24 protein-coding genes and 1 riboswitch are annotated in these 26,394 nt (G+C 46.3%); of the genes, 5 read left to right on the forward strand and 19 right to left on the reverse strand.

The window, feature by feature from the left end:
* Position 1: 1 nt before the first annotated feature.
* The 4 genes from ACJJIW_RS13150 (at position 2) to ACJJIW_RS13165 (ending at position 6,937) form a co-directional block, all read left to right on the forward strand.
* Positions 2 to 892, forward strand: a complete 891-nt coding sequence (locus ACJJIW_RS13150) for a TolB family protein (protein WP_444893971.1) — start codon at positions 2 to 4, stop codon at positions 890 to 892.
* Positions 889 to 2,025: a FlgD immunoglobulin-like domain containing protein gene (locus ACJJIW_RS13155; RefSeq protein WP_444935405.1), complete on the forward strand. Its 1,137-nt coding sequence runs from the start codon at positions 889 to 891 to the stop codon at positions 2,023 to 2,025. The genes ACJJIW_RS13150 and ACJJIW_RS13155 overlap by 4 nt, the downstream gene beginning before the upstream one ends.
* A gap of 37 nt (positions 2,026 to 2,062) precedes the next feature.
* The gene (locus ACJJIW_RS13160; RefSeq protein WP_444935406.1) at positions 2,063 to 2,572 is read left to right on the forward strand and encodes a tetratricopeptide repeat protein; all 510 of its coding nucleotides are present in this window, start codon (positions 2,063 to 2,065) and stop codon (positions 2,570 to 2,572) included.
* A 66-nt stretch (positions 2,573 to 2,638) separates the two neighbouring features.
* Positions 2,639 to 6,937, forward strand: coding sequence for an RHS repeat-associated core domain-containing protein (locus ACJJIW_RS13165; protein WP_444935407.1), 4,299 nt, complete (start codon positions 2,639 to 2,641; stop codon positions 6,935 to 6,937).
* Between the two features lie 880 nt (positions 6,938 to 7,817).
* Here ACJJIW_RS13165 and ACJJIW_RS13170 read toward each other — a convergent pair.
* From ACJJIW_RS13170 to csrA, 9 genes are all read right to left on the reverse strand, one after another.
* Positions 7,818 to 8,804 carry a transposase gene (locus ACJJIW_RS13170; RefSeq protein ID WP_282931925.1) on the reverse strand — a complete coding sequence of 329 codons (987 nt, stop codon included), beginning with the start codon at positions 8,802 to 8,804 and terminating at the stop codon, positions 7,818 to 7,820.
* A gap of 60 nt (positions 8,805 to 8,864) precedes the next feature.
* On the reverse strand, positions 8,865 to 9,338 hold the full coding sequence (locus ACJJIW_RS13175) for a hypothetical protein (protein ID WP_444935408.1): 474 nt from the start codon (positions 9,336 to 9,338) through the stop codon (positions 8,865 to 8,867).
* 206 nt (positions 9,339 to 9,544) lie between these two features.
* A complete protein-coding gene (locus tag ACJJIW_RS13180; protein WP_444935409.1) occupies positions 9,545 to 10,114 on the reverse strand; it encodes a hypothetical protein in 570 nt (189 codons plus the stop codon).
* Positions 10,115 to 10,368: 254 nt separating this feature from the next.
* Positions 10,369 to 11,205: an alpha/beta fold hydrolase gene (locus ACJJIW_RS13185; protein WP_299583569.1), complete on the reverse strand. Its 837-nt coding sequence runs from the start codon at positions 11,203 to 11,205 to the stop codon at positions 10,369 to 10,371.
* 112 nt (positions 11,206 to 11,317) lie between these two features.
* A complete protein-coding gene (locus ACJJIW_RS13190; protein WP_444935410.1) occupies positions 11,318 to 11,635 on the reverse strand; it encodes a hypothetical protein in 318 nt (105 codons plus the stop codon).
* A gap of 173 nt (positions 11,636 to 11,808) precedes the next feature.
* On the reverse strand, positions 11,809 to 12,339 hold the full coding sequence (locus ACJJIW_RS13195) for a DEAD/DEAH box helicase family protein (RefSeq protein ID WP_444935411.1): 531 nt from the start codon (positions 12,337 to 12,339) through the stop codon (positions 11,809 to 11,811).
* A gap of 79 nt (positions 12,340 to 12,418) precedes the next feature.
* Positions 12,419 to 12,784, reverse strand: coding sequence for a hypothetical protein (locus ACJJIW_RS13200; protein ID WP_444935412.1), 366 nt, complete (start codon positions 12,782 to 12,784; stop codon positions 12,419 to 12,421).
* Between the two features lie 81 nt (positions 12,785 to 12,865).
* Positions 12,866 to 13,291, reverse strand: coding sequence for a hypothetical protein (locus ACJJIW_RS13205; RefSeq protein ID WP_444935413.1), 426 nt, complete (start codon positions 13,289 to 13,291; stop codon positions 12,866 to 12,868).
* An 865-nt stretch (positions 13,292 to 14,156) separates the two neighbouring features.
* Entirely contained in the window at positions 14,157 to 14,327 is a 171-nt protein-coding gene (gene csrA, locus ACJJIW_RS13210; protein WP_282931928.1) for a carbon storage regulator CsrA, read from the reverse strand.
* Positions 14,328 to 15,052: 725 nt separating this feature from the next.
* Here csrA and ltrA point away from each other — a divergent pair.
* Positions 15,053 to 16,351 carry a group II intron reverse transcriptase/maturase gene (gene ltrA, locus ACJJIW_RS13215; protein WP_444935414.1) on the forward strand — a complete coding sequence of 433 codons (1,299 nt, stop codon included), beginning with the start codon at positions 15,053 to 15,055 and terminating at the stop codon, positions 16,349 to 16,351.
* A gap of 611 nt (positions 16,352 to 16,962) precedes the next feature.
* Here ltrA and ACJJIW_RS13220 read toward each other — a convergent pair.
* From ACJJIW_RS13220 to ACJJIW_RS13265, 10 genes are all read right to left on the reverse strand, one after another.
* Complete coding sequence (locus tag ACJJIW_RS13220) at positions 16,963 to 18,393, reverse strand: amidohydrolase family protein (protein WP_282933639.1); 1,431 nt, start codon at positions 18,391 to 18,393, stop codon at positions 16,963 to 16,965.
* A gap of 90 nt (positions 18,394 to 18,483) precedes the next feature.
* Positions 18,484 to 19,560 carry a helix-turn-helix domain-containing protein gene (locus ACJJIW_RS13225; RefSeq protein WP_282933638.1) on the reverse strand — a complete coding sequence of 359 codons (1,077 nt, stop codon included), beginning with the start codon at positions 19,558 to 19,560 and terminating at the stop codon, positions 18,484 to 18,486.
* A 280-nt stretch (positions 19,561 to 19,840) separates the two neighbouring features.
* The gene (locus tag ACJJIW_RS13230) at positions 19,841 to 20,071 is read right to left on the reverse strand and encodes a hypothetical protein (protein ID WP_444935415.1); all 231 of its coding nucleotides are present in this window, start codon (positions 20,069 to 20,071) and stop codon (positions 19,841 to 19,843) included.
* 78 nt (positions 20,072 to 20,149) lie between these two features.
* The gene (locus ACJJIW_RS13235) at positions 20,150 to 20,467 is read right to left on the reverse strand and encodes a hypothetical protein (protein ID WP_444935416.1); all 318 of its coding nucleotides are present in this window, start codon (positions 20,465 to 20,467) and stop codon (positions 20,150 to 20,152) included.
* Between the two features lie 208 nt (positions 20,468 to 20,675).
* Positions 20,676 to 21,014 carry a hypothetical protein gene (locus ACJJIW_RS13240; protein ID WP_282933635.1) on the reverse strand — a complete coding sequence of 113 codons (339 nt, stop codon included), beginning with the start codon at positions 21,012 to 21,014 and terminating at the stop codon, positions 20,676 to 20,678.
* A 92-nt stretch (positions 21,015 to 21,106) separates the two neighbouring features.
* Positions 21,107 to 21,463, reverse strand: coding sequence for a hypothetical protein (locus ACJJIW_RS13245; protein ID WP_282933634.1), 357 nt, complete (start codon positions 21,461 to 21,463; stop codon positions 21,107 to 21,109).
* A 617-nt stretch (positions 21,464 to 22,080) separates the two neighbouring features.
* Positions 22,081 to 23,106, reverse strand: coding sequence for an L-threonine 3-dehydrogenase, zinc-binding type (gene tdh / locus ACJJIW_RS13250; RefSeq protein WP_282933633.1), 1,026 nt, complete (start codon positions 23,104 to 23,106; stop codon positions 22,081 to 22,083).
* 85 nt (positions 23,107 to 23,191) lie between these two features.
* Positions 23,192 to 24,391, reverse strand: coding sequence for a glycine C-acetyltransferase (locus ACJJIW_RS13255; protein WP_282933632.1), 1,200 nt, complete (start codon positions 24,389 to 24,391; stop codon positions 23,192 to 23,194).
* Positions 24,392 to 24,469: 78 nt separating this feature from the next.
* On the reverse strand, positions 24,470 to 24,685 hold the full coding sequence (locus ACJJIW_RS13260; RefSeq protein WP_108732493.1) for a hypothetical protein: 216 nt from the start codon (positions 24,683 to 24,685) through the stop codon (positions 24,470 to 24,472).
* A gap of 58 nt (positions 24,686 to 24,743) precedes the next feature.
* Positions 24,744 to 24,870: riboswitch (SAM-I-IV-variant riboswitch) on the reverse strand.
* A gap of 65 nt (positions 24,871 to 24,935) precedes the next feature.
* Positions 24,936 to 26,369, reverse strand: coding sequence for an aldehyde dehydrogenase family protein (locus ACJJIW_RS13265; protein ID WP_282933631.1), 1,434 nt, complete (start codon positions 26,367 to 26,369; stop codon positions 24,936 to 24,938).
* Between the last annotated feature and the right edge of the window lie 25 nt (positions 26,370 to 26,394).

Genomic DNA, 26,394 nt, shown 5'->3' on the forward strand with positions numbered 1-26,394 from the left:
CGTGAAAGCCTTACTAAAGTCCAACGTGGTCATTGTGACTTGTGCATTGCTATGGTGTGCCTGCGTTTACGCAGAAGAGGATATTGCTTACCTGGCCCCGGGCAAACAGGGGTATTGGCAGGTATGGGTAATGGATACCCAGGGCCAACAACACCGGCAGCTCACCCACTCAGCCTTCGATAAAAACAGCCTTAGCTGGTTTCCCGATGGCAAACGTTTGCTGGTGAATGGCAGCCAGGGTGAACTGCATGAAGTAGAGCTGGCCAACGCCAAAGAATTGCCAATAACAATGCCGCTTAAAGGTTTTATTGATGCGAGCCTAGCGCCAGATGGAAAATCTGTAGTCTTTTCTCTCAGTACCTCCGACAGTGTTGACGATAACAACTTGTGGCGATTGCCATTGGATGGCAGCGACCAGCAAAAACTCACCAATATGCGTCATATGCAGCACGAACCCCGCTGGCATCCAGATGGCAAGACCGTGTATTTCTTGTCCGGGGATGGTGGCGAAGCCCACGATATCTGGGCGTTGGATTTGATTTCCGGAAGCAAGCGGCAACTGACTTTTAACAGTCTTTACAATTTTGATGTTGTCGCCGACACAAAAGGCCGATTGGTATTTTCCAGTAACCGTGCCGGTAACTACGATTTGTGGTTGCGCGAGAGCAACGGAAAACTCAAACAGCTAACCACCGATGCCGCACTGGATGCCGCCCCCAGCTGGTCCCCGAAAGGTGATGCCGTTGTATTTCAGTCTACCCGCGACGGTGCCTATAACCTGTGGAGGTTAACGCTCGATGATGGTGAGTTAACCCAGCTGACCCAATTTACCAGCGGTGCCCGTAAACCCCTATGGCGGCCACAACCCGCGCAAGGCAAATCAGTACTATGAATAAGATGTTAAAAAAAATCGGCCTCACCGCAGTATTGGCCGCTCTGGTTACGCCCTTGGCTGGCTACGGACTGTCTATTTCCGGGGTCAATATTGAATCCCGCTCTTTTGCCCCCGCCCAGGGTGAACAGTTCACACTGAATTACCATATTGATACGCAAGCCAACGTCACGATTAATATCTACGACGCTCGCGACCTGCTGATCAAAACGGAATACCGCGAACAGCTGGCGGCGGGCGATCACCAGTGGCAGTGGGACGGCACCGACCAGCAGGGGCGCCCGGTACCCGCAGAGGCTTATCACTACACCATCAATGCAAAAGCCGGTGAGCAAACTGCCGAGTACGACCTGACCGATATTACCGGTGGTGAAAGTGTCGCGGTGAACGATCTAAGTTGGAATGCGGAGCAGGGCAGTGTGGATTACACCCTGCCGCAAATGGCCCGCGTCGCAATTCGGGTGGGATTAAAAAATAACGGCCCACTGCTGAATAATATTATCGACTGGGTGCCGCGCGCGTCTGGCCAACAAAAAGAAGCCTGGGATGGACAAGATGCCTCCGGCGCCCTGAATTTAAAGGGCCACCCAGCGCTGGAATTAATTCTCAATGCCTTCGCCTTACCCCGCAATACCATTCTGGTGAGCGGAGATAAATCATCTTCTGGCGCCCGCTTTGTACAGGATATGCCGTGGGGCCAAAGCCCGCGACAAAAAAAGAAATCCCATCGCCCGCGTATTCACGCCCCAGCGCAACGGGACGCAATGAGCCGGGGAGATTTCCCGCTGGAAATTTCACTGGTGGGGGACTACCCCCAAAATAGCGAAGGCACCCCGATAGTTAGTGGCACTGTACCGGTACGTATTAATGTACAGCCGGAGCATATCGCGCAGCTGGCCTCAAAAAGATTTGAGCCTGTGTACTTTGTCGACGGACAGTACATTTATGAGAACGAAGTGGGTTACTTCCCCACCACTTATCGCTGGGACAGCCGCAACCACAACTCAGGCGAGCACTATCTCACCGTGAATTTGCGCGGCTACCTGGGCAACTTTGGTATGGCCACCCTAAAAGTGGTTATTGAAAAGCCCCAGGCCGATGATTCAGCGAAAACTCTCGCTCATAAAGATTAACTCTAATGCGAATTAGATATTCAGAAGGATGTGAACCATGAAGCGAACGACGGAATTAATCCAGATTCTATCCCTGGCAATTATTGCGCTTTTTGCGAGTACTGGAGCTTGCGCAGCCAAGCCGAGCGCCCATATCCAGCAGGTCTCCCAAGCTGAGGCTCAAGCGGCGGTTGAACAAAAGGAATATAAGCGGGCGCGGGCCTTGTACAACCGCCTGCTGCGACAGCAACCGCAAAATTACCCGGCCATGATTGAATTGGCCCAGTTGGAAAAAAAGCTAGGTAAGTACGAAAAATCCAAGAAGCACGCTTCAGTGGTATTGAAACAAAATAGAACCCATCGCCAAGCCCTGCAATTGTTGGCCCAAATCGCCATTCAACAGCAGCAGTGGGCAGAAGCGGAAACCTATTTCAGCCGCTTAATAAAAAACCACCCGGAATACGGCCACGCCTATCTTGGTCTAGCCCAGGCTTACCAGGCACAGGGCAAGGATAAGCAGGAACAAACCGCTTTGAAAGATTATCGCCTGTGGCGTGCCGCACAATAATATCGTCCGATTTGAACTGAATAAGAATCACACTCCTGGCCAGAAGTTGGGGGATAGGGAATACCCATGAGCAGTTTTGCCAACAAAATACTAAAAACACCGCTAAAAGCCCTTGCTGGATTTAGCAAAACTTTGGAGGGCGCCCGGCGCGTCTGCGCAAGCGCGAACTCTATTTGTCCGCCCCTAGCTTCAGCGATGCTGGCTTTAACCCTGGCCATAGCCGCCAGCCCCGGTCAGGCCCACACCTTTGGTGGTGGTACTGGCTCTAACAGTGATGATAGCGCTGGCGGTGATAGTGGCGATGGGGGAGGCTGCCCCGAAGAGGAAGTTGAAGGGGGTACGGTCGTACTTTACAGCGGACAGGAACGCCACAAAGAAACCGATATGGTGGTCAATGGCAGCTACCCGATTCAAATTATACGCAAATACAATAACCAATCGGATTATGATAGTGCTCTGGGTTATGGCTGGGCTTTCGATCACGATTACCGCTTGTATGAATACCCCGATGATAAAGTAATAATCCGCTATTGTGCCGGGCACCGCGCTGAGTTTGTTTACAGTGGCGGTGCCTATGTGAGCGATGTAGCTGGGTTGCGTGGAACCCTGAGTGAAGATAGCGATGGTACCTACACCTTTGCCCACAATAATGGACGTAAAGATTACTACGATGCTGAAGGCCGACTGACAGCACGGGAAAATAAAAACGGTCAGCGCCTGGAGTTTACTTACAGCAGTGAACGCTTTCCTATCGTCGGTACTTCTCTTTATTCCGTCGATCCCTCTAAGCCGATGACGGTGGCCTATAGCTACCAGTTGCAAAAAATTGAAGAGCGCCTGGCAGATGGCAGCCTGAGTGGCAACTACGTTAGCTTCAGTTACGATAGCGACACCGGCCGTGTTACCCAAGCGGTGGACCACGCCGGCCGCACTATTGTTTATAGCCACGATACGCTGGATGATAGTGAAGGTAATGCCCTAACTTCAGGCAACCTGATTAAAGTCACCGGCCTGGAAGGGCTGGTATCTACTTATAAATACGAAGATAGCAACGACGGCCACAATCTAACCTACTTCCAGGTGGGTGAAAATGCTACTCCCTATGAGGAAACTTACGATTCAGAAGATCGGGTAATCAAAGAGGTCTACGGCAATCTAACCTTCGAGTTTGACTATGTTACTGAGGGTTATGAAACTGAGGTCACTACCACTGTTACCGATGCCGATGGCAATAATCCTTATACCACCACTGAGCGCTACGTGTTTAACGAAGATGGCCGCACAGTGGAGTATGAGGACCAAGCGGGCTATCTCACCGTAAAAACCCGCGATGCTAATAATAACGTTACTCGTGAAGAGCGCTATGGCCTGGCCGATGACAATGGTGATCGTACTCTAGTGCGCGCTATCGATTACACCTACAACACTGATAACCGTCGCTTGAGTAAAGCGGTTAACCTGGCTAGTGGTGAAATCATTACCACTAGTTGGACTTACGAGAGCGGCTGGATAGCCAGTGAAGAGGTAGTTTCCACTGCTGATGCCACCACGGTGTTCCGCACCGAATATACTTTTAATTACGATACCGACGGTAACCCCCAGACCTTAGCCAGTATTAAACAATTAAAGGCAGATGGGGGCTACCAAACCACCGGCTTTACCTATAACACCCGCAATCAGCTAACAGTGACTACTTACGCCGATGGTAGCCAGTATGTGCTGGAATACGAGAATGAAAGTCTTTACCCCACCAAAGAGTATTGGAAAGACAGCAATGGCAACAGCCTGGCTACCGGGGTGCAACGCTACACTTATGACCAAGTGGGCAATCGTCTAACTGCTACTGATGCCATGGGCAACACCACCAGCTTCGCCTACGACGATAAAAACCGCCCAGTGCAGGTTACCAACCCCCTGGACGAGGAAACCCACTATACCTACGTAGATAATGACTTAGTGCAAGTGGAAATGGGGAGAGTTACAGACACTTTGAGTGGTGAAGTTTCTTCCGGGCAAATCATTCTGTTCAAGTACGATGGAAAACGCAGGCTTACCAGCATCGATCGTCAGGATAGTACCGGTGCCAACTCCACTTACCAAACTTATACTTACGATAGCCGTGGGCAGCGCTTAAGTACTACGGATGCGTTAGGTAATACTATTACCTTTAGTTATGATGTGCACGGTAACCTAGCCAGTATTACTGACCCGAAAGGTAGTGTGGTAAATCATAGTTATGATGCCTTTGGTAATGTAGTTAGTACCACCGATTCGTTAAATCGTGTCATTCTGTACACTTATGATGAAGTGAATCGTTTAACCAGAGCCGAACAGCAAGGAATAACCCCCAGTCTGGTTACATCCTTTAGTTACGATGCTAGTAACAACCTCCTGTCAGTTACTGATCCGAAAAGTAATACAACTAGTTATACCTATGATCGATTAGGTCGCACGATCGCAGAAACCCGCCCTGGTGGGGAAGCGATTAACTACGCCTACGACAGCCGCGGCCGCCTCACCACTAAATCCGGTACTCGTGGCCAAGTGTTGGTATATAGCTATGAAGATTGGGGTGGATTAGTAAGTATTGAACATTTTGGAAGCGCTACAGATTATGCGAGTAATAATATTGAGCGTGCACAGAGTTTTACCTACAATGACAATGGTCAACTGACGCAAGCTATTGATACAGCCATACAAAGCTCCGCACTTTATACAAATATTTACGATGCATTAAATCGTATATCCCAAACCACTAGCCATTATATACCTGGTGGAGATAGAGTTCTTAACTACACTTACAATTCTCTGGGTAAGTTGAGTAGGCTCAGTCTTGATAATACTGCTGAGCTAGGTGGCGTTCTAACCAATCATAGTTTTAATTATGATGATTATGCTCGCTTATCGAGTGTCACTTTGGCAGGCCAGACTCATTCATTGGCTTTCGATGAAGCTGATCGTTGGGTTAACCTTAATTATGCATCTGGAGTTCGCCGTACCAATACCTACAATACCGATGGTACTTTAGCAGGTTCTACTGTTACTAATTCCTCTAATATTGTCTTGGAGTCCTTGGGCTTCAGTTTTGATGCAGTAAAAAATATCATTGAATATAATGACAATGATGGCACCCAATTGTTTTCTTATGATGGCGTAGATCGACTAACCAGGGCTGACTATCCAGATAATACTGCCTTTACCGATGAGGTCTTTGCCTACGATGGGGTAGGAAATCGAGAGGATCCGAGTGATAGCGCGGCCTACGAATATAACAGTAACAATCAATTAATCAGCCAAAACAATAACACTTTGATCCGTGCCTATGATGATGATGGTAACTTAACGTCTATTACCGGGACGGAAAATAAAATATTTACTTACGACCTAGATAATCGCCTTACAGGCTACAGTGAGGCCTCCACCACCGCGAGTTATGGTTATGATGTTAGTGGCAGGAGGCTCTTTAAAACTATTGATGGTATCACCACCTGGTTTTTATGGAATGGCACCCAGCTAATAGCAGAGTTTGAAGAGAGTGATGGCACTGCGAGTCTTACCCAACGCTACGATTATTTACCCAACGCTTATGCCCCGCTTCAGGTTGCAGATACTAACGGAACTTATGTGGTGTACAGTGACCATCTGGATACGCCACGACTGTTGATCAATAGTGATGAGGAAATTATTTGGCGCAGTACTCGTAGTGTCTTTGGGGAAACTGTTGTTGATAATGATGTAGATGGGAATGGACAAGGAATCGTATTTAATGTGCGCTTTCCTGGGCAGTATTACGATGAGGAAAGTGGTCTAAATTATAACTATTATCGAGATTATGACCCCAGTTTGGGGCGATATTTACAGAGTGACCCAATTGGCTTAACTGGTGGAATCAATCTATATAGTTATGTTAATCAGAACCCACTTGCTGGATTTGATCCCACAGGGCTTTATGCAATACCCACTGAGCTATTAGATAACTGTTGGGTAGTTATTGTTAGTTCCTATCTTAGCAGTGATACTGAAATCACACATGGGCCTATTACACTGAAAGAAACTGCTCTTTTAGCGTATAGAAGAGGTAAGCAAGCCATTTTGGTTTCAAAAACCCTAAAAAGCGCTTATAAACTTCCAAAGCCAAACTTTAATATGGCTCTTTTATCAATAAAGGTTTGGGAGCAAACTAATACTTGGGAAACCATCGTATATGCAAATTACAATTACGAGATATGGTGCACCGAAGAAGATGAGTGTGGGAATGAAGAAATTCACAAAGATTGGGGGATGTCTCACAAAGAAGAGATAAGAAGAAAAACGAAAACCAAAACGTATGAATGGGCAGAATATGATAAGGTTATAGATATATGATTTGGTTAAATCTTTATTTAAGTTAAGTAAGGTCGATATTCATAGCTACTTCGAATATGTATGGAGAGAGATGGTTTATATGTGTATTGGTTTTTTTGTCACTTGAATTTATATTTTCCATATTGGCTATATGTATAATAATTGTCTAGTGATGGAGAGTAATTTCTTGAACGAGAAAGTACGCAACAGCTATGTACCATGATGAGGTCAGAGAGATTAATCAATATTATTCTTGGGAGTTCCTGGGGAGTTCCTGGACACCCAAAGATTGAAGATTCGAAATCTTTACGCCATTTTCTAGTAGTTGAGGAATCTATTCCGAAAAAGATATCTATTTGGCGTAAAAAATTATCACGGAGTGTTATTCAGAAGTGGATAGAGAGGCCGAGGTAGGCACACAGCTTGTTTAGTGCACTTTGCAAGCAGTTTTCATGCTATTTAAATGGGGCAGGGGCTAAGGAAGCGTTGACAGTCCCGCAGCCCGTGCACCCAGCGCTTGTTTTATACAGACTTGCCTGACTAACTCTGCCGAGCCAATCAGGTGTTTAAAGCGACTTTCAAAGTGACGGTTTAGGTAGAGCCAGTGTTTTTCCGGTATACCTAACCGTTCGAGGATCGGAGGAATATTTTCATCAATTGTCCCACGCTTTTGTGGATTGAGTTGGCGGCCACTCCGGTCTACCAGTTCTAAATAGGGAGATTCTAGGACAGCCAAAGAAGGGAGGATGGAGCCAGTAACAAAACTGACTCCCTCTCTGGCGGCTCTTTCTCTTTGATTAAGAGGTAAAGGAGACGAAATGCTGGGAATTGGTAGTTAGGTTTTGGGAATCGCTATTTTTGGATAAAAGAGCAGCTATCGAGCACTTGGAGTAGGGATAAATTAGAAGGGCGTAGCTGAGAGGAAGCGCCGGCAATCAGCTATACCATGTACCCAGCGTTTATCGAGTTGGATGCAAGCTTGCTTTACCGCCTCCACCGATCCCACTAAGCCTTTAAAGCGACTTTCAAAATTTCGATTGAGATATCGCCAGTGCTTGGGTGAAATGCTGAGCCGTTCAAGGATAGGGGGCGTGTTTTCGGTAATACAGCCTCGTTTTCTGGGGTCTAAATGCCGACCACTCCAGTCTACCAACTCCAAATAGTGATCCAATTGAAAGGGTAGCCCTTTTGGCATATTCAAACGATCACCGCCGACAAATGGAAGTAAATTTTTTGGCTGCTTGCCTGAGACTGTCGTACGAATACGCTGTTGAATCGAAGTGTAATCAGATTCTTCAGGTGTCTTGGCAATATTGGCACGGATCGGGTTGAGGTCTACATAAGCCATACAGGCGGCAAGGGCTCTTTCATCCAGTAAGGCCTGGGACTTAAAACGGCCTTCCCAAAAGCGACCTGTACACTGGTCCTCGGCATTGGCCTGGCGAGCGATAGATTCATTTAAGCAGCGCATAAACCAGCTAATATCCATTAGGCGCTCCCGCCATAGGGAAACAACTTCTTTTAGTTTGGTTACCTCACAGTGATCGAGGGCATCGCCCTGAAGATAGCGCTGAGCTAAGCTGGAAGCCTTAAATAGCTTTTGCCAGCGAGTAATTACCTCTGTAATAGACCACTTGTTAGCCGATTCTGTGTCAATATATAGCACTATATGGTAGTGATTACTCATTACCGCATAGGCGGCAATATCTAGAGCAAACGCCTCGGCCAACTTATACATACGGCTTTCAATCCATTCGCGCCGATGCTCATAATCTTTTCCGGATTCAGTATCTCTACCACACAGAAATGCACGCCGCACACAGCGGGAAACGCAGTGATAATAGGGTGTTGTATCCAGAGATATCTGGGCACTTCGCGGTAGAGTCATTGGCTGTACGCACAATTTGCTGTATGAACATACAGTATTTTGTGAGATTTTAATCTTTTGTCAATAGGGCTGGCGGTTTATACTTTCTATTTCGTGGATGTCCAGAACTGTTGATAGGGGGTGCGGCAGGGGAATTATGGCTAGATTAACAGCTGGAATATATTTGGTGTGGTCCTTATTTTGTATAGGTATTTTTTTGGGATTGATCATTATGGGGTTGAGATATAATCCAGGTGGTTTATTAACCTTGGATATGCTTTTGATGATCTCTTCGATGCTTTTTTCACCTATCTTGATTTTTATTGTTGGGTATAGACGGCAAGTGTCTAGATTATTGTGTGCAGGGATGTTGATTACATTAACTATTAATTGCATGTATTTGTTTTTTTTCGATGTGGGGCAGGTTTCGATATTTTTGGTTAATGTAATCTTTTTAGCTTTATTGCTGGTATTCGGATTTTGTAAGATTTCCAAAAACAAAAAGGACAGCCATGGTATTGGAGGGTAAAAGCTAGGTGAGAACTTCTGTGCCACAGTAAATTGTAAATTCCTGAGATAGATTCTAGGACAGCCAAAGAAGGGAGGATGGAGCCAGTAACAAAACTGACTCCCTCTCTGGCGGCTCTTTCTCTTTGATTAAGAGGTAAAGAAGACGAAATGCTGGGAATTGGTAGTTAGGTTTTGGGAATCGCTATTTTTGGATAAAAGAGCAGCTATCGAGCACTTGGAGTAGGGATAAATTAGAAGGGCGTAGCTGAGAGGAAGCGCCGGCAATCAGCTATACCATGTACCCAGCGTTTATCGAGTTGGATGCAAGCTTGCTTTACCGCCTCCACCGATCCCACTAAGCCTTTAAAGCGACTTTCAAAATTTCGATTGAGATATCGCCAGTGCTTGGGTGAAATGCTGAGCCGTTCAAGGATAGGGGGCGTGTTTTCGGTAATACAGCCTCGTTTTCTGGGGTCTAAATGCCGACCACTCCAGTCTACCAACTCCAAATAGTGATCCAATTGAAAGGGTAGCCCTTTTGGCATATTCAAACGATCACCGCCGACAAATGGAAGTAAATTTTTTGGCTGCTTGCCTGAGACTGTCGTACGAATACGCTGTTGAATCGAAGTGTAATCAGATTCTTCAGGTGTCTTGGCAATATTGGCACGGATCGGGTTGAGGTCTACATAAGCCATACAGACGGCGAGGGCTCTTTCATCCAGTAAGGCCTGGGACTTAAAACGGCCTTCCCAAAAGCGACCCTTTTCACTGAAGTCTAGTGAGGCGCCCTGAATGATCTTTCTTTGGTGGGTGGCCAAATGCCAAGATTAATACCTTGGGCAGGGTGAAGGCCTGAACCTAAATTCACGAGTTGAAAGACAGGGCTAGCCTACTGATATGTTTCCAGTCGGTTAAAGTTGATGTGGCGCACAGCCATGACACTCAACTCAAATGAAGATCTGCTCGACACTATCGTTGGGTAGAGATTCATTACGGATAGGGAACCGCCCATTGCGGACCCGCATGATGGGTGGTGTGGGGGCCGGTAGCTAAAAACTACCGGCTACCCGATTTAAGTTTCGTTTTCAATTTTTGAGATCATTTTCTCGATGTGCTCAATAACTATCCATGGGTCAGATTCGTCAAAAAGGTGCGACGCATACATCATAGTAACTGCCTCCGCATTGCGAGTGATAGCCCTTAGTTTTTCTTGAGACCGATCCCATGATTTAGTGTATGTATCTACATCTTTATAGCTCATTTTCGTCTGCCGAATACTGACGTGAGGAATGCCTCTAGACATGACAGTGATAGGTAAGTCACTGGGAATTGAATAAATTGATGTATGTGATGAAGCCTCTTCGAAATCCTCGAAAGAGTGATGATTACGCTCCCAATCCATAATCCACTCCATGGTTTTCCAGCCTTCCCGTGACATTGATGACTTCATGTCCTGATACCAGCTTTCGTGTGCCGCATCTACAAACACGATACCTTTAACAACTTCAGGTTTTTGGTTGGTAAAAGCTCTTGCCACTAGGCCTCCGAACGAATGGGGAACAAGCACTACTTTGTTCCATTCTAACTTCTCAGTAAGAGTTGTTAGCTCATCGGCTAGCTCAGACATAGTTCTAACTTTTGGATCGCCATAAGTGCTCATGCCATATCCGGCGCGATCGTACATACACACCTTATAGTTAGCAGGATCAATATTTCTAAATGTATTTTTATATGTTGATTGCACGTTCAGACCCATACCTGCGACGAGCAGTATCGTCAATTCCCCGGTACCTTTACATACATAGCCTATATTCTTTCCGTTAACTTCGACGGATAAGTGTTCTCGCTCTTGAGCCGATGTCATCAAAGGAAGTAACGCTATATGTAGTGCTAATAGATATTTGAACATTAATCAAAACCTCATAGAAACTTAACGCTAAGCTAACCGGCAGCCAGTGCGAAGCACGCTTTTGGCTGTCCGAGGGAGGCCGCTTGCGGCCGGAGTGTAGTTGAGCGCCTTGTTACACATTTACCCCATAACTCTCTAAGTGTGATTTGATTATATGTAGTTTTCTAGAATCACTGCCGAAGTTACCTGCAATTCTAATACACTGCGAGGCTGAGTAGGACGAGATATCACCACCTAGCTCTAGCAACAGTAGAAGCATATCAGAGTTTCCATGCTGAATTGCTTCGCTTACAGCTTGCTCCTGGATAGGGCTACCCAATGACCTTAAAAGCTCAACCTCTTCATATTTCAATTCCAACGCACACCATGTAAGTACATTCTCACCAATGGAGTTAGTTTGCTCTAAAATTGAGGGGTCGTCTTTGCTCATATCCGCGACCTTTTCAGGCGACTCATTCAAGACCACATCTAGCAATCTATCAAAGCCCAAATTCCTTCTTGATAAAGTCATATTCTCTTTATGGTGTGTAACGCTGAGTGCAGGGGAAGCTGGAACGCAGTGTAAGCTTTCCCGGCGCGTAGCACCCTCGCTGCCACGATTTGTTATGTGCTGATCGATGCTTCAATTTTAGCAACCGACTCTAGTACTGATAAATTTGTTGTATCGAGTACTGTTGAGTTTGCACCCGGTATTTTTGCCGCAAAATCAAACTTTTCGAGATAATCTAGTAAATATTCTTTTTTTTGTATTTTGTTTGTGTTTTTGCGACCTTCGCTTGTCACTCGACGAATGTGTTCATCTAGCTCGCACTCTAAGTGTACAAAATCAGCACTTATTTCATGCCTGTTTAAAAAATCTAGAAGTCCATTTATAAAGTAATCACTGCTTGGAGACACATAGCAAAAAGTGAAGACTATGCCGCTGGCACTATCTTCAGCAATAGTTTCAAACGCATCTAGACAAATTTTCCGCTGATGTCGTTCAAAGCCATCATTTCCAAAACCAATCACTGCGCTGGATATATCGAATGCAAGATGCTGTGGAAAAAGTTTCCATCCATTTCGCTTCGCTAACTCGCGAGCAATGCTCTCCTTTCCTATGCCTGAAGGCCCATAGATCATCACGAACTTCAATTTCCTACTCCTTTAGAGCACATAATGCCCGCGGAGGCCCGTAGGACCGGAGCATTCTGCTTGCGTTTGTTATGCGTGATCACCATGGAACCGCGCTCTTCTGCACGAAGCACGCTGGAGTCAGTGAAAATGTCTCTACTGCACCATTAACTTCTTCAGTAGCGCCGAACCTCCATCTTTTGAAGCTTTTGATTATTGCTGGCCGTAACGCTTCAGGGCCTGAATTTATAACGATGTTCTCTGGCTCACCCATTCTTAGGGAGAAGTGCACAACAAATGTCGCTCCGTCACATAGCTTACGATTCTCTCTACTAACCTTAGGAGAAACCATGACATGTATAGTGCCCTGTGGAGGGCAGTAATCATACTCACTACAAGCTTCAACCGCCTCCGTTACACTAGACACTGAAAATAGTAGAGCAATTAGTATCTGCTTAATTTTCATGACGCATAACGCCTTTAGCAACGGAAAATTACGGAGCCGAAGGCGCAGTAAGTTTTCCGTTGCCTAAAATTGTTATGAGTTTCATAGCTGCTTACTCCAATCCCTACCTCTTACTGTAGCCGTGTGGGCAGGGTCCTTTTCCTTAGCTTTTTGTAGTAAAGATAGTACTACCTTATCATCTTCCCACTCTGGGACAGGGTACTTTTCATGCATTACAGCAAGAACCCTAATCATACCCCAGGCTCGGTTCAACTCGGCCTCGCTTTCAAAGCACCCTTCATGGGGTAAAAGTTGATTCAAGCCATAAATTATATTGGATAAATCTTCAGCAAGTCTTTTGCGGGCCTCATCAGGCTGGTTTATGTTGAAATACTGGAGCGCTGTAAAAGGCAGGCGAATATCATAAAGGGAGTCTTGGAGTACGGACTCGCTATTTTCATGGGGGCACTCAGATGCGGCTGCATTTACTGCAATGGATAATAGTAGCGATAGGTATAGATATTTCATCGGTGCCTACTCATAACATTTATATAGTAATCATTCTGATCACTATTATCCTGATTACTATCTCGGAATCAATCTAGTTGGAGAGAGATAAATTTTCATTTTAAATCAGAAGGTTATACGAATTTGGGCTAATCGTACAAAATGGAAAAACGATCATCATGACTACTGTCAAGCAATATCAGAAAGCTCTTAACTTGTTGAATTATATACTATTTCAGAGTTATTTATCGTTAGTAAGAAAATAACGGTCATGATGATCGAAAATCTGACGAGCTAGCGCTTGCTAACTTTATTTGGACCTCGTGTAAGATAGGTTGAAACGGCAAAAACATACAGAAAGTGGGCTATAAACAGAGTGGAATCCTAGGAACAGTTACTCTGAATAGCTGACGATTGAGTAGTAGAAGTCTTGTGGGAAAAATCAGCTCTATTTTTGTTTGAAGTAGTAATTTATGTGGTGGTTATCTGCTTAAAAGATCAAAGTATTAAGGCGGCTAAGGAGAGGTTCTGGCTCTCCTTAGCCGAGTTTAGGGCGTGAAGCAGCTAAAAGATAGGGCTGTGTGCAGTATTGCTGCTTGACACTGATCATTGAGAGCTGGTTGAGCGGCTAGCTTCTATAGTGGCGATGTGAGTACATTATTGAACTTAGGTGAAAGCTATTTTTGAGTGTTAGTGATTTTACTATACGCAGGATGAGGATCTCGATAGATCTTGCTGGCTTTGAAAGCCTGTCAATTCAATCAAGCATGGGATTTGAAATACTGTACACAAAGCCGCTGCTTCAGCTCTTCCCGTTGTAGGGTTTACGAGCTATAGACTCATTAAGTAGTACAAAAGCAAACTTGTGATCAGTAGCTATTATTTATTACCGCTTGTTCTTTTTAATACGAAGATAGACCTCCTCACGGTGCACGGATATTGACTTTGGGGCGTCTATGCCGATGCTTATCTGGTTTCCCTTAACTTCCAATATTGTGATTGAGATCTTTGCCCCAATTCTGAGGTTTTCACCAACTCGGCGGTTTAAAATTAACATATTTCGTTCCTGCTGATTTGCAAAATAGAAGATGGCCTTCCGTAGTGGGAAGACTCAAGAAGTAATGTGTGGGATTTGAAAGAGGTGGGGCGCGAGAACGATAGGCATAGAAGAAGAAAAGGCGGGCGCAACGCTCCCAGAGCTTGAGGACACTCTCCAAGCTGCTGAATCTACTCCACTTTATTGAAGACGAGCGGGTATCTAGCGTATGATGCATATAGCCAGTGCGTCCTGAGTATTTTTTTTTTTTTTTATAAATAAAAAAAAATACGTGCTATCCAGGAGATGGAGGTCGGCCCTCCGTTATCGCTTTGCAGGAAGTGATAACAAACCCCCTCAAGGTGATCGGAGTAAAGAGCTTTGGTTAGAAGCGCTTGAGGAAAAGGCGTACGAGATACGTCAGGTATGTTGTGTAGAGACGAATGCAAATGAACCACTGATGAGGTGTCGAAAGCGTATTACCAAGATGATGTCAAAACCCGTGCACTGGCTAAGTGCGGGGATAAGCTTGGAGGTTACCTGTTTACCGACCGAGTGGCATCCGGCATAGAGGTGGCGTGAACACACAACAGGCTTTTGGGTGGAACAGGAGAACCTGTCGTCCAGGTGTTAAGGAAGAGCGTCAAGTAGAGGCCCTGCAAGACGTTGAGTACCAAGACTGGTCACAGGGGCGGAACAACCCGTAGTAGTGGAGAAGCGGCTGTAATGGACGTGGAGCGAAGGGGTTGTCGTATTCGGCGACTAACCGTGTAATCAACCCAGATGGGGAGGAATTAACGATTAGCGCAAAGCCATTCAATATTCCCAAGCGAGCGGTTTGGGAAGCGTGGAAGCAGATCAAGGCCAATGGCGGCGGAGCGGGGATTGATGAGATAACGATAGAGCAATATGAATCGAATCTCGCCAAAAACCTGTACAAGCTATGGAATCGGATGTCATCTGGCAGCTATTTTCCATCAGCCGTCAAACGAGTGGATATTCCGAAACTCGATGGCAGCCTGCGACCACTGGGTATCCCCACAATCGAAGATCGCATTGCACAAATGGTGGCTAAGCAACTGCTGGAGCCAGAATTGGAGAAGGTATTTCACCCCGACTCCTACGGCTATCGGCCAGGCAGATCTGCTATAGACGCAGTGCGTCGAGCTCGACAACGATGCTGGGATAGAATCTGGGTAGTTGATTTAGATATCAAAGGTTTCTTTGACAATATTAATCACGAACTCCTGCTGAGGGCATTAGATAAACATAATAATCATCGGTGGGTCAGACTCTATGTACAGCGCTGGTTAACGGCTCCAGTACAACATCGGGACGGACAGCTTGAAGAGCGAACACAAGGTACTCCACAAGGGGGTGTAATCAGCCCGCTACTGGCAAACTTGTTTTTGCACTACGCGCTGGACGCCTGGATGGTGAGAACGCACAGAGATATTCCTTTTGAGCGTTACGCGGATGATGCTGTTTACCATTGTCGTAATCCTCGAGAGGCGGATCGCTTACTGGCGGCTCTAAAAGCACGCCTGACTACCTGCGGGCTTGAAGCTCATCCAGAGAAAACCCGCAAGGTTTATTGCAAGAACAGCAACCGCAAAGACAACCACCCTGTGATCCATTTTGACTTTCTGGGTTATCGATTTGGTCCCAGAAAAGCAAAGAATCGCCATGGACAAACCTTCACTGCCTTTGGTCCATCAATGAGCCCAAAAGCTTTCAAGAGGATCAAGGATAAGGTTAGGCAATGGCGTGTGATTAACTGGGTGGATCGATCACTGTCGGAGATGGCACAAGCACTTAATCCAGCAATACAAGGATGGCTGAACTACTACGGTCACTTTGGGCGGAAATATGGTGTTTATCGACTTCAGAAGTATCTTGACCAAACGCTGATGCGTTGGGCCAGGAAGAAGTTTAAGCATCTGAAGCGAAGCTGTTTCAAGAGTTGGGTCTTTATTGGAAAGGTTCGTCAACAAATGCGTGGCTTGTTTGCACACTGGAGAATGGGAAGATTGAAAATGTGCTGAATACGAAGAGCCGTATGAATTGAGAGGTTCACGTACGGTTCTGTGAGAGGCTGAAGGGGAAGTTCCTTTGGTCTACTCGACTTTTGATAGTGTAGATATCAATGTGGTTAGCTGGCCCCTGGTGTTGGTAGCACCTTGGGTCAGCGCCTTTTACTTATTCTTATATTGCTCTAGCGTTCTCCTTTAAGTAGATGAGTCTTTTTCAGACTTCTTAGGTCTCTCTTGTAGCTTACTTGAACCTCATAGAGACTCATTCATGTAAACTTTATATGCCGATACATATCCATCGATTTTACGTAGCTTTGATATTAAAACAAACTTAATAAAATCCAATAAGATCATTTTTGTGCCTATATTTTGTAAATTTTCACTTCGAACTCATTGAATCACTGGTAGTAAGCCTCAGGTTGAAGAATCTATTTTTAAACTTCGGGTTCGAGGTTTGTATGGCTTACTAGCCGAATTAGATAGTTCTGAGTGAAGTTATTGGTAGGTTTGGACACCTTAACTTTGTGGGGAGACTCTACCCATTTACAAGTAATATCCTTCTAATTCGGCTGGTCTTTCTCTTTTGTGGGTTACATTCTTAGTTTATTTAATTGGTATCGTTGCTAATAAATATAATTATCCACAATCCACCAAAAATAGAATTTACTTTTCGATCCTGTGCTTTTGGCTAGCTCTTTCATTTCACTAAGGCTATGTCTATCGTAGTAGCTCTGATCCAAAATTACCCCTAGGGGCTTGGTGAGTGTGTTCAAGTTTTCTCGTGGATCGTCTTCGAGCAATAATAGTTCGGCATTAAAGCCTGTGGAAACTGAGCCCACCTTATCGTTAATGCCCAATGCTTTTGCTGGATGATGGGTTGCTGCTCGCAATACATCTTTAACAGGAATCCCCACCTCCACTAATCGTTGCATTTCTTGAATAGTGCCCAAGCCGTTGGGCGTATAGAAGGTTCCTCCGTCTGATGCTATCAGTATCTCAACACCGGCTTGGTTTAGCTGCTTGGCCATATCTCCGAAAATGTTGGATTTACCCTGCCAATCCTGTTGCGCTTTAGCGCTATGTATCCCATTAACCTTCTGCTCACCCATTGCTTTTATCGCGGGGTGATTGAGCTCGAGATCATCAGCTACGCTGTGCCAGTAGTCTGGCCCATGCTGCGCGACCTGTGCTACGTTGTCATATACGATTAATGTAGGGCTAACTGGTACGTTGCTATCTAATAGTTGCTGCACAATTTCATCGAAGCTCTCCTGCTGATAATCGTAGTTCAAATGTGCCTGAAAGATCATTTCCACATGCTCTAATGACTGCGGTTTAGCCGATAAGTATTCATTGAGAGTAATACCAAAAGGCGGGTGGCCAGCTAAAGGCATGCCGAGCTTTTGCGCCTCATCAGCTATAGCGAAGAAAACCTCACGGGATAAGCCGTCATAAACTTTAACTTGTTGGTACCCCTGCTGATATTGCTGGCGAACCAGCTGGCGAGCCTCTTCTTTACTACCAATAAACTTGTGGTGTCGGCCACTGGCATAGTGGGAATGTTGATTAACAGGTGCACCGGATAACACAATATGAGGGCCGGCTATATTCCCAGTATCGATCCATTTTTTAAGGATACGCTGAGGGGAATTGCCAGCCATAACTCTTGTGCGAGTGACGCCGTGCGCAAGCATAGCTAGTAGATCGGACCGACCCCATACATGGCTGTGCATATCGATTAAGCCTGGCATCACATATTTACCCAGGCCATTAATCCTCAGCTCGCCTTCAATCTCAAGTATTACATCGCTAGTTATTTGGGTAATTCTTCCATCTTGAATGACGAGGTTTTGGTTACTTGCGGCTGTATTATGCTGGGTGTCGATGACTGTGATATCGGTAACTACAATGCGAGCATTCTGTTCAGCTAACCCGTAGGAAGAGGGAGGGAAGTACCATGCACATCCCCAAGATCCGAGCGCAGCAACGCTAATGAACACTAAAATAGCTACCGCTGCTTTCCATGAACGAGCAAAATAGGAAGAAAACCTCATAATGACCTCTTTTGAATCAAAGAGGCCAAAATGCCAAAATTATCAGCTTCTAGCGTCCGAAATCCAGATTTTGCACGTCCAAAGTAACCATTATTGAGGTTTTGCTGCTAAATACTGACTAGGAGTCATCCCAAGGTGGCGCTTAAACAGGCTGTTGAAGCTGGATTTAGAGTTAAAGCCCGCTTCAAGTGCAATATCGAGGAGACGAACTTTTTTGTCCGAATCACTCTCTTTTACTGAATCAAGTTGCGAAACTACATCTGCCAAACGTTGGGCATTAACATAGTCATTAAAGTTACCGCCATAGCCCTGATTGATGGCCCAGGAAATATCTTTCTCTCCAAGCCCTGTATGTTGTGCCAAGTCCCGGAGGGATAGCCTTGGTAGGCGATAGAGCTGTTGACTATGAACCTGTTTGTTAAGCTCCTCGAAAAGCGTATCCGCCTGAGTCGTTTCGTCAGCTTTGCACTTTCCCTTGTCACAACCCTCTATTACGGATAAGCCCAGCGCTTGTTCACCATCGGTTAAACCCGCAAATAGCTGCGGTTCCCTAACCGCGCGAATTACAAGCAAAGCAACAATCAAAAAATAGCTCAGTTGCATAACAAGGTACCATCTGAGCAAAAGAGGAATGGGTAAGTAAGGTTGCAAGTTATGCCGCACTGCATCCACCAGTGCAACGCCAACCAGAACCCATAGGATACGCTTAACCCAATCAGCTCTCAATTTGTTAGCATCGGAGCGGTTTTGGGGCAAGATATGTTGATATCGAATAAGCGCTTTTATACTTAATGAGAAATAAACAATCTGACTTAAAGTACCGGCCGCTAAAACCCACTGGGGCCAGTGATTAAATAATAAACTGATTGCTGCTGGTACTAAGTGCACCCAGTGTTTACGCTGTTGTTGATAATTGGTGGATATTAATTGTGCAACCACAGCAAAAAATAATGGGCCCATCAATAATGAGAACGAAGGCGTGATTAAATAGCCAAGATTAACCACTTTCGTTTCTTCTACAAAATTAAATACCATCAATAATGCAGTGGCGCCTAATAAGTATCGGATTGCTGTAAAGCGGTTTTGCGCCCAAAGTAATGCAATACCTAGAGTCGATAGGGTGATAAAGGCTATCTGTAAAAAATTAGATGCGGAGTAACTTACCATGTTCGCTCAAATTATAAGCTATAAATCGATAAACAGAATTTCTTAAGTGGGAACATCGTTCGAAGCTTCCTGTTGAGCTATATTGTGAGGTGTCGGTGGCACATATTTTATAGCCAAAAGTTTCTCAATATATTGCAGTTTTCATATTTCATAATACTGGGTGACTGCTATATCTTTATTTACTGGTTTTTCGTAATTGTATAAGCCCTTCAATAATCAGGGTCGGAGGGTTAGTCGGCTTTAAGGCCTTTGAATATGGACTTAATTAGGTGGTTATATTTCATTTGGAAAGTAAAGCATAAGCAGTCAAGCCTAAAATTATAAGGGCTCCCCCCAAAATGTCCCACTGTCTTCCCTTTCTTGTAGGGTTGACGATAGTTTGGATGTGTGCCTCGTTTCCTCTGTCGTTTTCTTCAGCATTTTTTGCTTTTTCTATAACCCATTTTATTTGTACATTCAAATTTTTAAGTTCATCTCTAATTTCAATTAATAGCTTTTCTTGCTTATCCATTGGTATCTAATTACACATAACGTTGAGGCAGGGAAGTTCAATCAAAAGGTGATTTTGACGGTTCATTATTTGGCCGGATTAAAGAAAATCATCACTTTTACTATAGACAAAATCCTCTCCGCTAACTTTTTTGGCTGTGTTATAAAATTCTTCGAGAGTATCTATTAATGCTGCCTCCGGCGTTTCTCCGAAGCCGCTGATCCATTGGGGATGGTCATCTTGACCCATTACCGCAATGTTTGGGGTGCCAATAAATTTTCCGCTCTTATTTTCAAGAATTTTTATTTTTATGCAAGGGATGGCTAAATCCTTAAGTGGTGGCCCAACTTGAAAAACTGCCACAATTTTTGATATGGGTCCAAATTTGTCGCTGTTAATGAGTGTCCAATCTTTCATTTTTTAGGGTTTGTTAATATAGCAATAGTGGGTAAAGTTAGGTTGTTTTTTGCTTTTTAATATGTCGAATAAAATTCGTTAAATCTTTATTTTATGGGAGGTTACGTATGTCTTTACTCAAAAGATGATATCAAAGGCACCTGCAGAAAATCTAAAATGAAGATTTTGCTGAAAGTGCCTTTGTTTCGCTAAAAAGACATCAAATATTTTAATCCATCATCCTGAATCTGGAAGCGTTACCAAACACATCATTGCATGAATTATCAAATGCAAATTCAACCTGCTTATTCATAGCCTTGGCAGATAGGGCCACACTGGTCATGAGGCTACAGAATTCCTCACCAATATTACAGGATACAGCTTTGTACTCTGCGCATGAAGATGGTGGCGGGCTTGATAGATCTGTAGATAGCCAAATAATTGCATAATCGCTATGGATATCAATCATGGTGATTGTCTGCTCGGTATTTGGTAGTGCGGCTTGAGCTGCGTTGGATGCTACTAGTGCACTAATGGCTAGAATTTTTTTGTTGAATATTTTTTTCATTGTTACTTTTATTCCCTTTGATGTTAGTTGGTGTAAGGTTGTGCTTAGAAGCTCAGCTTTAGTGGTTGGCTGTAATATTTTGTACGGTTGCTTTAGTCGTGAAACAGCTTAACAAAACCCGCTGATTGCCCCTTTGATAGGCAGTTTGATTCCCCAACATCATACTGAAATTGTACTGGTTTATTGGCGATGAATGCACTAGTAGCCAGTGTTACTACAATGTCTGTGGCATCTTCATCATCAAGGGAAAACTTGAATCTCTTTGTCTCAGAGCAAACAGAACCCGGAACTTCTCGGTCAACATACACGACAAATGTATTTGAAGTATTGCTGACCCCCACATTTGTTATATTCATTTTCTCAACATATTCATATGCTTGTAGAGGCATAGAAAATACTGACAGTACTGCCGCTAAGCTTATCAGTTTAAAAGCTTCAATTCTTAACATACTTAATATTTACCTGGTTAGTATTATGGTTGCTGCCCGAAATCAACACAATTAGAAAGCTATAACACTCCAATATCTTGGAACGATTGTGCAAATATCAAGGTGAGCACTGTGGCTACTATCTCATGCTTTTCAGGAGTAGGTAAATATATTTTCCGTATGCTAATTTAGAGAGAATTGTTGAGGTGGGAGGTAACGGTTGCTGTGGCTATGATTTAGCCTCAGGCTGTTCGGGGCAGTGCTTATGGTTTGGTAGAAAAGAGCTGAAATATTGAGTGCTTCGATTACCTTAAATAAGGGTGGGGATTCTTAGGCTGATTATTCCAGATGCTGATTGAATGAGATCCATATGTAAATTTTTCTATCGTATTGGGAAGATAATATAACTTATTTTTGAAAATTTCATAATGGAAAAAATTAGCTTAAGGTGATTTTACGAGTCTCTATTTTAAATCAAAAGATATAATTTCCTGAGATAATTGAAGTTTTGGAAGTCTTTTTATTACCGGTCTAGCTTGAAGTGTATGCGGATACTGGGTGCTAGAAATGGGAGGGGTACGAAGTTATTGCTGAAAAGTAGGTAGGAATGGCTGCAGGAAACCTGCAGCCATTGGGACTTATTTCCAGTTCAGGATAACCTTACCGGATTCACCAGATCCCATGGTATCGAAGCCTTGTTGGAAGTCATCGATCGAAAACTGGTGAGTGATAATTGGGGTTAAATCCAGGCCGGATTGAATCAGGCTGGCCATTTTATACCAGGTCTCAAACATCTCACGGCCGTAAATGCCTTTGATCATAAGGCCTTTAAAAATAACCTGCCCCCAGTCGATCGCCATTTCACCTGCAGGGATACCGAGCATAGCAATTTTGCCCCCGTGGTTCATTGCGGCGATCATATCGCGGAAGGCGACGGGTACGCCGGACATCTCCAGGCCAACATCAAAGCCTTCGCTCATTCCCAGCTCGTTCATCACATCGCTGAGGTTTTCCTTGGCAACGTTTACGGCGCGGGTAGCGCCCATCTTGCGTGCCAGGTCCAGGCGGTATTCATTGATATCGGTGATAACTACATGGCGTGCGCCAACATGTTTGGCGACTGCTGCAGCCATAATACCGATAGGGCCGGCGCCGGTAATCAGTACATCTTCGCCTACCAGGTCGAAAGACAGGGCCGTGTGTACCGCATTACCGAGGGGATCGAAAATAGAGGCGAGATCGTCAGAAATATTATCCGGGATCTTGAAGGCATTGAGCGCGGGGATTACCAGATACTCTGCAAAAGCTCCGGGGCGGTCGACACCGACACCGTAAGTGTTGCGGCACAAGTGGCGGCGGCCGGCGCGACAGTTGCGGCAGTGGCCGCAGGTAATATGGCCTTCACCGGAAACACGGTCGCCCACCTGGAAACCTGCAACTTCCTGTCCCATACCGACAACTTCACCCACATATTCGTGGCCAACCACCATAGGGACAGGAATAGTCTTTTGAGACCATTCATCCCAGTTGTAGATATGCATGTCGGTACCGCAAATCGCGGTTTTGTGAATCTTGATCAGCAGGTCGTTGTGGCCTGGTGTGGGGGTTTCCACATCGGTAAGCCAGATTCCCACTTCAGATTTCAGCTTGGATAGTGCTTTCATTGTTTTTAAAACTACAAATGGCAGGGCGCGGTGCCGCTCCGGTGAATTCCTTGTGAGAATTACCGTATCAGCACCGCTGTTTGGTTTAGATAATATTCAGTTCGCGGCCAACTTCAATGAAGGCATCGATACACTGGTCGAGCTGCTCGCGGGTGTGGGCGGCGGACATCTGGGTGCGGATGCGGGCCTGGCCCTTGGGCACTACCGGATAGAAGAAGCCCACTACGTAGATACCGCGCTCCAGCATCTTGTCAGCCATTTTCTGCGCCAGGGCAGCATCGCCAATCATCACCGGGATGATCGGGTGGTCGGCACCAGCCAGGGTAAAGCCGGCTTCGGACATACGCTTGCGGAAGTATGCGGAGTTGTCGCGCAGCTGTTCACGCAGCTCGCCGCCTTCAGTCAGCATATCCAACACTTTCAGAGAGGCGGTGACGATCGCCGGGGCTACAGAGTTGGAGAACAGATAGGGGCGCGAACGCTGGCGCAGCATATCGATAATTTCCTTGCGGCCAGAAGTAAAGCCGCCGGAAGCGCCGCCCAGGGCCTTGCCCAGGGTGCCGGTAATAATATCGACGCGGTCAATCACATCGCAGTATTCATGGGTGCCACGGCCGTGGTCACCGAGGAAGCCCACTGCGTGGGAGTCGTCCACCATTACCAGGGCATTGTATTGGTCGGCCAAGTCGCACACGGCTTTGAGGTTGGCGATAACTCCGTCCATAGAGAAAACGCCATCAGTGGCGATCAGTTTGGTCTTGGCGCCAGCGGCGTCTGCGGCCTGTAGCTGCTTCTCCAGTTCCGCCATATCGTTGTTGGCGTAGCGGTAGCGCTTGGCTTTACACAGGCGCACGCCGTCGATGATGGAGGCGTGGTTGAGGGAGTCGGAGATGATGGCATCTTCCGGGCCCAGCAGCGTTTCAAACAGGCCGCCATTGGCGTCGAAGCAAGAGGTGTAAAGAATGGTGTCTTCGGTTTCCAGGAATTCAGACAGGCGCGATTCCAGCGCTTTGTGAATGTCCTGGGTGCCGCAGATAAAACGCACCGATGCCATGCCGAAGCCGTACTGTTCGAGCCCCTCTTTAGCCGCTTCAATCAAGTCCGGGTGGTTGGCCAGGCCCAGGTAATTGTTCGCACAAAAATTCAGTACCTGGGTGTCGTTGTTCACCTGGATCTCAGCGGCCTGCTGGGAGGTAATGATCCGCTCGCGTTTGTACAGGCCGTCTGCATCGATCTGTTTGAGTTCGCTGCGCAGGTGCTCAAAGAATTGTTCTGGCTTTGACATGGTATTGTTTTTAGCTCCTGTCGGGTGCTCTTGGCACAGGGTAACGGGCGCGAGCTCGCGGCGCCTGTTGGTTCTACTTTATCCCGCCAGTTCGCAGGCCTCATGGGCCGAAATAGGGTGCTCACTGGCGCGGCAACTGGTGGCAAATTTTAATGCCTCTTCGGCAGTGTCGAACAGTAGTTGCCACAACAACTGACGATCACCTCTTCTCACCGCGCGTACTGCCGTGTGGCTTCTTTGGCTGGCAATTTGAATTTCGATAATGTCTTTACTGGAAAACGGTGATTCGGACATGGTCCCTCCAATGGTAAAACTATGGAGGACTGACGTGGAAGCGGCGAAGTGATGTTCGCTAATCCGGTTGGTTTGCTCTGGTAGAGCCCCATCCTCCCCGCAGGCCTTGTGTGCCGCAGAGAGAGAACCACCTTGCCCCGGTCGGCAGGTTGGCGTTGGCGTCAGCCACTCTCGTGATGTGCGAGCAAAGATAACGGGGAGGGGATTAGCAGTCAACAGTACCGCCCCCATTAGAGGGCGGTGCAGAAGTTTATGCGGGAAGCTGCACGGATTTCAGTTCGATAAACTCACCGAGACCGGCCTCACCAAACTCGCGTCCGTTGCCGGAGCGCTTGTAACCGCCGAAGGGGGCGTCGTAGTTAAACTCACCGCCGTTGACAAAGCAAAGGCCCGCTTCAATGCGACGAACGATAGGCATGGCGCTTTCGGCGTCTTTAGCCCATACGCCGCTGGACAGACCGTATTCGGTGTCATTGGCAATGGCGACGGCTTCATCCATATCCTTGTAGGGGATCAGGCAGGTCACCGGGCCAAAGATTTCTTCCCGGGCAATGGCCATATCGTTGTGAACGTCGGCAAATACCGTGGGTTTCACATAGAAGCCTTTATCCAGTTCTGCCGGGAGTTCCAGACCACCGGCAACCAGGCGGGCGCCTTCCTCAATCCCTCTTTTGATATAGCCGCGCACTATTTCGAGTTGTCGCGCAGAGGACAGCGGGCCCATAAAGGCATTGGCATCAGTGCCCATGGCCACTTCTTCAGCCACCTGCTTGGCAACTTCCACCGCCTCTTCATAGTGCTCAGCGGGAACCAGCATACGGGTGAGTGCGGTGCAGGTTTGGCCACTGTTGATAAATACATCTTCGCAGCCCCAGCGAACTGCTGCTTTAAGATCCGCATCCGGGGTGATAATCAGAGGCGATTTGCCACCCAGCTCCTGGGTTACCCTTTTAACTGTGGGCGCTGCAGCCTTGGCAACTTCAACGCCTGCACGGGTGGAGCCGGTAAAGGACACCATATCGATTCCCGGGTGGGATGACAGCTCTGCACCGACGACTGAGCCAGCACCGGGGATCAGGTTAAATACGCCCGCAGGAACACCGGCTGCTTGGATAATCTCCGCCATGACGAAATCCTGTAGCGGAGTGGTTTCCGAAGGCTTGGTAATCATGGTGCAGCCTGCTGCGAGAGCCGGGGCCACTTTGCCGACAAATTGGTGCAGAGGGTAATTCCAAGGGGTAATAAAGCCACACACGCCAATCGGCTCCCGGATTAATACCGAGTGGGCCGCCTTTTCGGTCTCTTCCATGATTGAAGTGCGACCGGCGTAGTAACGCATGGCGTAGATAGGGCCATCCACATGCAACCAACGGGTGATATGGGCGGGGCAACCCAGGGTTTGTGAGATCGCCTGGATCAAGTCTTCCTTGCGCTCTTCCATTCCGTCAGCAATGGCATTCAGCAGGGCTGAGCGCTGATCTGCGCTGGTATGGCGCCACTTGCGAAAGGCGCTGCGGGCAGCGGCAACGGCAATATCCACATCCTCAGCAGAGCCTTCCACCACCTGGCAAATCATTTCTTCAGTGGCGGGGTTGATCACAGGATGGGAACTGGTGCCGAGGGGCTCGCGCCACTCACCATTGATAAACAGTTTGTCGGTATGCAGCTTGCTGAAATCTGTCATGTCACGCTTCCGTTTGCTTCGCGCC

Source organism: Microbulbifer maximicatervae (SeqCode) (genome assembly GCF_052467815.1).